We start from the raw sequence: 8,719 nt of genomic DNA, 5'->3' as shown, positions 1-8,719 counted from the left end.
CTCCCCCCGGCGCGGGCCAGGATCCTGACTCATGAACGACACCAACGACGTCAACGACACCAACGACAGCTGGGACATCGTCAACGCCCTTGCGCACCGGTTGGACGCGCACTCCGACCGCACCGACGAGCAGCGCTGGACGCTGCAGGCCCTCAAGCTCCAGGAGGAGGCCGGGGAGGTCGCGGAGGCCGTGATCGGAGCCCTCGGCGTCAACCCGAGGAAGGGCTTCTCGCACGACTGGGACGACGTGCGCAGGGAGGCCTGCGACGTGGCGCTGTCCGCCCTGGTGATGCTCACCCGGATGGGCGGGGACCCGCGCCGCTTCTTCGAGGAGCACCTCCGCTCGGTGGCCGGCCGCGACCTCCCGGACATTGCGGTTGACATTACGGCCTGACCACCGGGCGGCGCGGCCCGCAGCCGGGTCAGCGCTGGCAGAACACCTGGGACACCGCGGTGAACCAGCCGCCGGACTGCCGCACGTCCGAGGCGAGCCGGTAGCACTGGCTGCGCTGCCACCCGGCCGCCTGGGCGTAGGAGAGGGCGACATTGGTCGCACTCTCGATGGCCGACCCCATCGTGCCCCCGGTCCCGCTGCCGGTGAACTTCGCCGTCTCGGTCGCGGCGACCGCCCGGCCCGCACCGGTCGTCGCGGCCTGGGCGGAGGCCGCGCCCCCGAGCAGGCAGGCCGAGGCGGCGAGGGCGACGGCGGTGACGCGTAGCCGGACCATGGACGTACGGATCATGGGAACTCCTCGATGACGTGCGGCGTGCCGCTTGTGGCGATCGGTGGGCCCGGGGCCGGGCCGGCACGCCCAGTCTCAGCAGTCCCGCCACGCCCGACCAACACCCTTCGACCCACGTCGAATCCGGGCGGCCGCCCGGGGCCGTCGTCCCCCTGGCGTCCCGGCGAAGCGCCAGTAACATGAGCAGTCCTCATATTTCCATCCGGGAGGCTGCCATGCCGGACCGCTTCGACCTGCCCACCGGTTTCCGCTGGGGTGTCGCCACCGCCGCCCACCAGATCGAGGGGGCGGTGAACGAGGACGGCCGCGGCCCCTCGATCTGGGACACCTTCACCGCCCGCCCCGGCACCGTCCGCGACGGGCACACGGGTGCGGTGGCCTGCGACCACTACCACCGGTATCCCGAGGACATCGAGCTGATGCGCGGCCTCGGGCTGGACGGCTACCGCTTCTCCATCGCCTGGCCCCGGATCCAGCCCACCGGCGCGGGGCCCGCCAACCCCGCCGGACTCGCCTTCTACGACCGGCTGGTCGACGCCCTCCTCGAAGCCGGCATCACCCCGCTCCCGACCCTCTTCCACTGGGACCTCCCGCAGGCCCTCGAAGACCGCGGCGGCTGGCTGAACCGCGACACCGCCCACCGCTTCGCCGACTACACCGCCCTCGTCGCCGACCGCCTCGGCGACCGCGTCCCCGCCTGGATCACCCTCAACGAGCCCTTCGTGCACATGGTCTACGGCTACGCCCTCGGCATCCACGCCCCCGGCCGCGCCCTGATGCTCGACGCCCTCCCGGTCGCCCACCACCAACTCCTCGCCCACGGCCTGGCCGCCACCCTCCTCCACGAGCGCGGCCTCGACGTCCTGATCTCCAACAACCTCACCCCGGTCGAACCGGCCTCCCCCTCGCCCGCCGACCTCGCCGCCGCCGACGCCTACGACACCCTCCACAACCGCCTGTTCACCGACCCGCTCCTCCTCGGCCGCTACCCCGACCTCACCGCCTTCGGCACCGGCCCCGACCTCCACGGCGCCGTCCGCCCCGGCGACCTCGACCTCATCACCGCCACCCCCCTCACCGGCCTCGGCGTCAACTACTACAACCCCACCCGCATCGCCGCCCCCACCGACCCGAGCCTCCCCTTCACCTTCGCCGAGATCCCCGAGGTCCCCCACACCGCCTTCGGCTGGCCGATCGTCCCCGACGGCCTGCGCGCACTCCTCGTATCCCTCCACGACCGCTACGGCACGGCCCTCCCACCGATCACCATCACCGAGAACGGCTGCTCCACCCCCGAGGGCCTCGACGACCCCACCCGCATCTCCTACCTCTCCACCCACCTCGACGCCCTCGCCACCGCCGCAGCGGAAGGCGTCGACGTCCGCGGCTACTACACCTGGTCCCTCCTCGACAACTTCGAATGGGCCGAGGGCTACCACCAACGCTTCGGCCTCGTCCACGTCGACTTCGACACCCAGCAGCGCACCCCTCGCGCCTCCTACGCCTGGTACCGCGACCTGGTTGCCGCCCACCGGGCGCGGCTGCCAAGGTAGTTGGCTTCAATCGCTGCGGGATGTATGGCCTTCCGGCAGTGGCCGAGAGGTCATCCGGATGGTGCGGCCTGCGGCGGCTGGGCCCGAGAGCTGCGCAAATGACAGGGCGTTCTATGAATCCGCAGCCCATCGCCAGTGGTCTCAGTCGCGGGTCGGTTGTACGGGGACCCGAAGCGCGCCGCCTCCGGAGAGTTCGTGCAAGGTCATTGCCGGTTCGCGAGGCGGCAGGTTAGCTTCACTCCTGCACCACCCGTCCCGTACCAGTCCGGCCGGCGCTCCGTTCCCCGGCCGGGTCCCGCACCCGGATGATGTGGAGAGCACATGGCTCGAATAGATTCCTTACTCCGGCTCGGCCTGGCCGCACCGGTCGTGCTGTCGCTGACCGCCTCGCTCGGGGCCCTCCCCGCGACGGCCTCGGCGGCTCCCCGGGCGCAGGTCGCCGAGCGGGCCGCGGACGCGAACGCCCTGGCGTACGTGGTCAACACCAGGACCGACCGTCGCACGATCGCAGCGGTGCAGCGGGCCGTCACCGCGGCCGGCGGCAGCATCGTCGTCACCTACGACGGGATCGGCGTCATCGTCGTCCACTCGGCGAATCCCGACTTCGCCCGGCGCATGCGCGCGGTGCCCGGCGTGCAGTCGGCGGGGGCCACGCGGACCTCGCCGCTGAGCCCGGCGGGGGCGGGCGACACGGGCCTGGTGCGGCCTCTGTCCGCAACCGAGGTCGCGAGCATAGGGAAGGCGTCCGGCAGCGGCGCCGAACCCCTCGAAGCCGAGCAGTGGGCGCTGCGGGCGATCGGCGCGGACCAGGCCGCGAAGATCGACCCGGGCAGCGGGAACGTCACGGTGGCCGTGATCGACACCGGCGTCGACGACACCCACCCGGACCTCGCCCTGAACTTCTCCCCCTCGCAGTCCGCGAACTGCGCCGGCGGCAAGGCCGACACCACGTACGGCGCCTGGCGGCCGGTCGACCCAAACTACTTCCACGGCACCCACGTGGCGGGCACGATCGCCGCGGCCCGCAACGGCGTCGGCGTCGCGGGCGTAGCGCCCGGGGTGAAGGTCTCCGGGATCACGGTCTCCCAGCCCACTCCGCGCCAGCTGATCTACGCCGAGAGCGTGGTCTGCGCCTTCGTGTTCGCCGCCGACCACGGCGTGCAGATCACCAACAACAGCTACTACGTGGACCCTTGGCAGTACAACTGCCTGGACGACCCCGACCAGAAGGCCATCATCGACGCGGTCGACCGCGCCCAGCTCTACGCGCAGCGCAAGGGCACCCTCAATGTCGCCGGGGCCGGCAACGCCAACCACGACCTGGCCTCCGACGGTTTCACCGACGGCGGCAGCCCCGACGACTCCACCCCGTCGAGCCGGACGGTCGACCCGCACACCTGCTGGGACCTGCCCGCGCAACTGCCGGGCGTCGTCACGGTCAGCGCGACCGGCCCCACGAACACGCGGGCGTACTACTCCAACTACGGCCTCGGTGTGATCGACGTCGCGGCGCCGGGCGGCGACCAGTACGTCGCTTCGGACACGCCGTCCAAGAGCGGCGGCATCCTGTCGACGTTGCCGAACAACCAGTACGGCTACGAGCAGGGCACGTCCATGGCCACGCCCCACGTCGCCGGTGTGGCGGCGTTGCTGAAGTCCGCCCACCCGCACGCGACCCCGGAGCAGTTGCAGGCGATGCTCAAGGCCCAGGCGGACAACCCGGGTTGCCCGACGGCCCCGGCCGCCGGTACCGCCGGAGCCGGTGAGGCCACCGCGGACGCCGTCTGCGTGGGCGGCAAGCGGGTCAACGGGTTCTACGGCTTCGGCATCGTCAACGCCCTGCGCGCGGTCAACTGATCGTTTCAAAATGAGTCTTGGTCGGCAGGCTGTCCGGGTGCGTGTTGCTCTTGTGCCCGGATGACCTGTGGGGGCGGGTGGCTCCGCTGCTGCCGCCCGCTCCCGAACGACGCCACCGCCACCCCGGGCGACTGCGGGTCCCGGACCGGGCGGCGGCCCCGGCGGGCATCATCCACGTGCTGCGGACCGGTGTCGCATGGCGCGATGTCCCCGTGCGGGCCGTGGGCTGCTCCGGAGTCACGGCCTGGCGCCGCCTGCGGGACTGGACCGAGGCCGGCATTTGGCCCCGTCGGCATGCCGCACTGCTGACCGCACTGCGCCGCACGGACCTGCTGGGCCTGGACGACTGCGCCGTGGACGGCTCACACGTCCGAGCTCTCAAAGGGAGGATCATGTCGGCCCCTCACCCGCCGACCGTGCCCGACTCGGCCCCGAACACTATGTGATCGTGGACCGTTGCGGCACCCCGCTCGCCGTGACGCTCACCGGAGGCAACCGTCACGACATCACCCGACTGCTGCCCCTGCTGGACGCGATACCGCCGATCCGAGGACTCCGAGGACACCCCCCGCCGCAGGCTCCGGCGGCTCTTCGCCGACCGGGGCTACGACTACGACGAGTACCGCCGCCTGCTAAACGTGGTCGCGGTAGCGCGCGGTATCACCGGTCCGCTGACCGAGCTCGCCCCGCAGGTGCACCCGGTGTCCGTCGACCTAAACGTCGGCGCGGTACGCCTCCGGCTGACCGGTCTCCTGTCGGTCACCGACGACGACTGGATCCAGGGACTGACGATCAACTTTCTCGCCGCAGTCCGAACCGCCCGAGCGGCCCTGCCCCGTCTGATCGAGCGCGGCAACGCCTCAATCGTGACCGTGAGCTCGGTCAACGCGTTCCTGCCCGACCCGACGATCATCGACTACTGCGCGGCCAAGGCGGCGCTCTCAAACTTCTGCAAGGCCCTCTCCAAGGAGGTCGGTCCGCGCGGAGTGCGGGTGAACACAGTCAGCCCCGGGCCGGTGTCCACAGCGCTGTGGCTCGGTGACGACGGCGTCGCCGCGACTGTCGCGAAAGCGGCGGGCGGAGATCCGGAGGACATCGCTCGAGCCGCCGTCCCGCAGTCGGCGATCGGCTGCTTCAGCCTCCCCCAGGAGGTCGCCGATCTGGTCGTGCTGCTGGCCGGCGACCGGGCGGGTAACGTCACCGGCAGCGACTCCGTCATCGATGGCGGCCTCGTCCGGACACCCTGAAATCCGCCCGGTCCGTGCGGACGGCGCCCATGCGAGATGCCGCTGACACTGGTCGGTTCCCCCTGGAACTGCGGTCACGCCGCGACCGATTGCCAGGAAGTCCACCGGCGTACCGGGGGAATCTGCCGCAGAAGGGAAGGGTCCTGCCGCCGCAGTGCCTCCAGCTGTCGGCCCTGCACGACGCAGACCCTCGACACCCCCTGGGGGGGTCGAAGGCCGGGGCGGCGCGGGGCGCGCACGCATGCCACGGTCCGCCGCGGAACCCTCAGCGGTGCGAGGGGGCCAGCAGCGCCTGGTCCTGGTGGCTGAGGCCGAGCCGGTCGGAGTGGAACCGGTGGTGACAGGCGAAGGCCGCTCACGGGGTCGCGCCGGAGCCTGCCGATGTCGGTGAGGGTCCGCAGGGCTTCCCGCAGTCGGTGAAGGTGGCGAACCAGGATCGGTGGCTGCTCCTCGACACCTTCTACCACCACGGCTTCAAGGCACTGTCGTCTGTCGGTCCGCTCAAAATCCGCCCGGACCACCTGTCCAGAAGTGCGTCGGCCGTCAAGCGGGAGAAGCGTGCCTCCTGAGTTGCTTCCTGTTTTTGAATGCGGCGCCCGGCGGCGTCTAGGTTGTGCAAAACGAGCCGGGATTCCATCGATGGAAGTCCAGGGTCCGGCTGGTTTGCCAGATTTTCGGGAGGGACAAAAGAAATGCGCAGTACTTTCTTCAGGGTGGCCGTCGTCGCGGTGGTCGCGGGCGGCGCTGCCGTGGCGGTCCCCGCGACGGCCTCCGCGCAGCCTGCCGCATGTTTCGTCAAGGCCGAGCTGGACCTGGGGCGGGGGAAGGCGACCTCGTGGTGCATCAGTCCCGGGCCGAGGGAGATGAAGGAGCATCGCGCCGTGATCAAATGTACTGTTTTGCGTGGCCGTAACAATGCCCATGACGTCACGTTCTCCGTATGGGGACCGTGGCAGAAGATAGGCGAGCAGTCTGTCGCGATGTGTGGGTTCAGCTCCAGCACGGCAGGGTTTTCGTTCGAGACCCGTTGACCCACTGTGCATGATTCGCTTGCACAGCAGGAAGGCGCTAGGAAAGGAGCCGGGTGAATGGACCTGGTGATCGGTGACCCACTCCACGGACGGGTGGAGATCTCTGTGGATCGCGAGCGAGGGGTGATCGATGTCCGATCCTCCTCCCTGCCGGATACGACCATGATGCGCCGCGAAGGGTCCGTGGCCGGTGACCCATCGCCCATCGGCACCCGTGACCCGCAGCAGATCGTGCTGACAGTGGGGAACGAATCGGGCCGGGTCGTTCCTGGAACAGGGTTCGCCACCCGCAGGTCGTACCGCGTCGACGTCGAGTTCTGCGACGCCTCCTACGTGTTCGCGCCTGTCTCGGAAAGCCTCACCCGCTTCACCCGGAACGGGGCTGAGCTGGCCGTGTTCGAGCGGACGCCCATGGGCTCGATCACGGCTTCCTGGGCATCCCGGACCGCCCTCACCCCTGGTGAGGCCGCGCTCGGCTACGCGCTCGTCGGCGCATACGGGGTGGGGTCACCCGGAATGCTCAAGTCGATCATCGGGCACGGAGGGTCTCCCTTCTAGCCCTTCCCTCGCGCGAGTGCTCGGACGGGTTTTCCCGTCCGAGCACTCGCGCGAGGTGCCGATGCGTCTGCCGGAATGAATGGGGCGGGAGATCAGGGCGGAACAGGGCGCCTGGGCTACCACTCAGCTCGTTGACGCTCCGCAGTCAACTTGTTACGATTGATTGGATCTTGGTCGACGTTTCGACCGAATTCCCGTAGTCCGCCGACAGGATCCGGCGGGCGTCGGAGGCGCATCGACATGGCAACGCACCCCCTGGTCGCGCTGAGAACCGCGACCGGCCTCTCGCAGGCCGCCTACGCCCGGCTGATCGCCAGGACCCACGCGGAGCTCGGGCACGGACAGATGGCCGCGCGGCGGGAGAAGGTGTCCCGATGGGAATCCGGGCGGATTGCCCCCGAGTTCACTGCCCAGCTCGCCATGGCCCGTATCCACCAGGTGGACGAGGGCATCGTGCTGCGTCTGGGATGGCCGCAATGGCTCATGGCCGCCACCGGGGACGACGACCTCCTCCAGCAGCCGTGGTCCCCGCAGGGCGCCGTCGCCGTCTCCCGGCTCACCGCGGCCGCGGCGGGGGAGCCCGGCGCCGCGCTGATCGCCACCGGCTCCTGCCTCACCGCCCAGATCCGCGGCGTCCTCGCAGCCCTCGCAGGTGGAGCCCGCCCGCCCGAACGCGGCGGTCCCCGCATCGCCCCCGAAGCACTCGTCTGGGCCGAGCAGCGCATTCTCGCCCTCGAACGACTCGAAACCGGCAGCCCCGTCCCCCAGCACGCCCTCTACCTCGCCGCCCGCACCGAGTACCGGCTGATCACCGATCTGCTGACCAGCCACGGATACGACCGCGCCACCGGCACCCGACTGCTCCTGCTGTGCGCCCGCACCGCCACCCTGTGCACTTGGACCAGTCACGTCGCGGGAGACGAAGCCTGGACCGAGCGCTACAACCTCGCGGCGATCCGTGCGGCCTCTGCCGCCGGAGCACCGCATCACACCGTCGCCTACCTCACCCAGCTCTGCTACCGCCACCTGCGCCGCGGCGACCCCCGCGACGCGCTCTCCCTGCTCCGGGCCGCCCGCGCGATCGTCCCCCGCCCCACGCCACGTCTGGCCGTCAAGCTGCACGCCCGTCAGTCCGTCCTCTCCGCCCGGCTCGCCCAACGCACCGCCGGCCTGCGCGCCCTGGACCGCGCCGAACACGCCCTCGCCGCGGCCTCACCGCAGTGGGACCCGGAAGCCGATCCCACCAGCGGCAACATCAACGAGGACTACCTCGACTTCTCCCGCGGCCACACCTGGCTGCGTCTGGGGCAGCCCACCCGCGCACTGTCCTGCTTCAGTGCCCTGCTCGGCGACCGAGCGGCCCCGGACCGGTCCCCGAGCCCCTACGACCCCGTCCAACTGTGCCCGGCCGTCGAGGCCCAGCTGGACGCCGGACGGATCGACGAGGCCGCAGCCACGATCCGCCGCGCCATCGACCGTACCGGCGGTTTCCTGCCCGGACTCGCCAACCGCTTCCGCCGCTACCTGGCCCCCCACGCCGGCCACCCGGACGTGCGGGAACTCCTGGAGCGACTGGCCGAACGCCCCCCGGCGCACGCCGTACCCGACCGCGGGCAGCAGAACCCGTGAGATCCGACCCGGCCGGCCGTGATGTACCGCCGGAGCCGGACGGACCGGTGGGAACTGCGCACGGGGATCGTCCTCCGTCCTCGATCGGATCGAGGAACGTC

Annotated in this window: 9 protein-coding genes and 1 pseudogene; 9 read left to right on the top strand and 1 reads right to left on the bottom strand. The window is 70.8% G+C overall.

The features are described from left to right. Positions 1-31: 31 nt before the first annotated feature. On the top strand, positions 32-394 hold the full coding sequence (locus tag IF01_RS0127315) for a MazG-like family protein (protein WP_030396207.1): 363 nt from the start codon (positions 32-34) through the stop codon (positions 392-394). A gap of 28 nt (positions 395-422) precedes the next feature. On the opposite strand, the gene IF01_RS0127310 is transcribed toward IF01_RS0127315, so the two are convergent. Continuing rightward, positions 423-743, bottom strand: coding sequence for a hypothetical protein (locus IF01_RS0127310; protein ID WP_030396206.1), 321 nt, complete (start codon positions 741-743; stop codon positions 423-425). 215 nt (positions 744-958) lie between these two features. On the opposite strand from IF01_RS0127310, the gene IF01_RS0127305 reads away from it, so the two are divergent. From IF01_RS0127305 to IF01_RS44310, 8 genes and pseudogenes are all read left to right on the top strand, one after another. Beyond that, the gene (locus IF01_RS0127305) at positions 959-2,296 is read left to right on the top strand and encodes a GH1 family beta-glucosidase (protein WP_030396205.1); all 1,338 of its coding nucleotides are present in this window, start codon (positions 959-961) and stop codon (positions 2,294-2,296) included. 321 nt (positions 2,297-2,617) lie between these two features. Next, entirely contained in the window at positions 2,618-4,153 is a 1,536-nt protein-coding gene (locus IF01_RS0127300) for a S8 family serine peptidase (protein WP_030396204.1), read from the top strand. A 41-nt stretch (positions 4,154-4,194) separates the two neighbouring features. Continuing rightward, positions 4,195-4,818 (top strand): annotated as a pseudogene (locus tag IF01_RS45950) (IS5 family transposase); the annotation flags it as partial. Between the two features lie 27 nt (positions 4,819-4,845). Continuing rightward, a complete protein-coding gene (locus IF01_RS0127290; RefSeq protein WP_244215649.1) occupies positions 4,846-5,400 on the top strand; it encodes an SDR family oxidoreductase in 555 nt (184 codons plus the stop codon). A 422-nt stretch (positions 5,401-5,822) separates the two neighbouring features. Next, on the top strand, positions 5,823-5,969 hold the full coding sequence (locus IF01_RS48525; protein WP_157855362.1) for a hypothetical protein: 147 nt from the start codon (positions 5,823-5,825) through the stop codon (positions 5,967-5,969). Positions 5,970-6,092: 123 nt separating this feature from the next. After that, positions 6,093-6,431 (top strand): hypothetical protein, encoded by a 339-nt coding sequence (locus IF01_RS0127280; RefSeq protein ID WP_030396202.1) that lies wholly within the window; start codon positions 6,093-6,095, stop codon positions 6,429-6,431. Positions 6,432-6,488: 57 nt separating this feature from the next. Beyond that, positions 6,489-6,989 (top strand): hypothetical protein, encoded by a 501-nt coding sequence (locus tag IF01_RS0127275; RefSeq protein ID WP_051756298.1) that lies wholly within the window; start codon positions 6,489-6,491, stop codon positions 6,987-6,989. Between the two features lie 240 nt (positions 6,990-7,229). Further along, on the top strand, positions 7,230-8,618 hold the full coding sequence (locus tag IF01_RS44310; RefSeq protein WP_051756296.1) for an NsdA family TPR-like regulatory protein: 1,389 nt from the start codon (positions 7,230-7,232) through the stop codon (positions 8,616-8,618). Positions 8,619-8,719 lie beyond the last annotated feature (101 nt).

This window comes from Kitasatospora purpeofusca (genome assembly GCF_000718025.1).
GTDB classification, from domain to species: domain Bacteria; phylum Actinomycetota; class Actinomycetes; order Streptomycetales; family Streptomycetaceae; genus Kitasatospora; species Kitasatospora purpeofusca.
The sequence above is the reverse complement of the archived record's forward strand: the minus strand, read 5'-3'. Positions and strand labels throughout refer to the sequence as shown.

Excerpts from the sequence above, each read along its gene's own strand:
- IF01_RS0127315 (WP_030396207.1), top strand. The coding sequence starts at position 32 with ATGAACGACACCAACGACGTCAACGACACCAACGACAGCTGGGACATC.
- IF01_RS0127310 (WP_030396206.1), bottom strand. The coding sequence starts at position 743 with ATGATCCGTACGTCCATGGTCCGGCTACGCGTCACCGCCGTCGCCCTC.
- IF01_RS0127305 (WP_030396205.1), top strand. The coding sequence starts at position 959 with ATGCCGGACCGCTTCGACCTGCCCACCGGTTTCCGCTGGGGTGTCGCC.
- IF01_RS0127300 (WP_030396204.1), top strand. The coding sequence starts at position 2,618 with ATGGCTCGAATAGATTCCTTACTCCGGCTCGGCCTGGCCGCACCGGTC.
- IF01_RS0127280 (WP_030396202.1), top strand. The coding sequence starts at position 6,093 with ATGCGCAGTACTTTCTTCAGGGTGGCCGTCGTCGCGGTGGTCGCGGGC.
- IF01_RS0127275 (WP_051756298.1), top strand. The coding sequence starts at position 6,489 with ATGGACCTGGTGATCGGTGACCCACTCCACGGACGGGTGGAGATCTCT.
- IF01_RS44310 (WP_051756296.1), top strand. The coding sequence starts at position 7,230 with ATGGCAACGCACCCCCTGGTCGCGCTGAGAACCGCGACCGGCCTCTCG.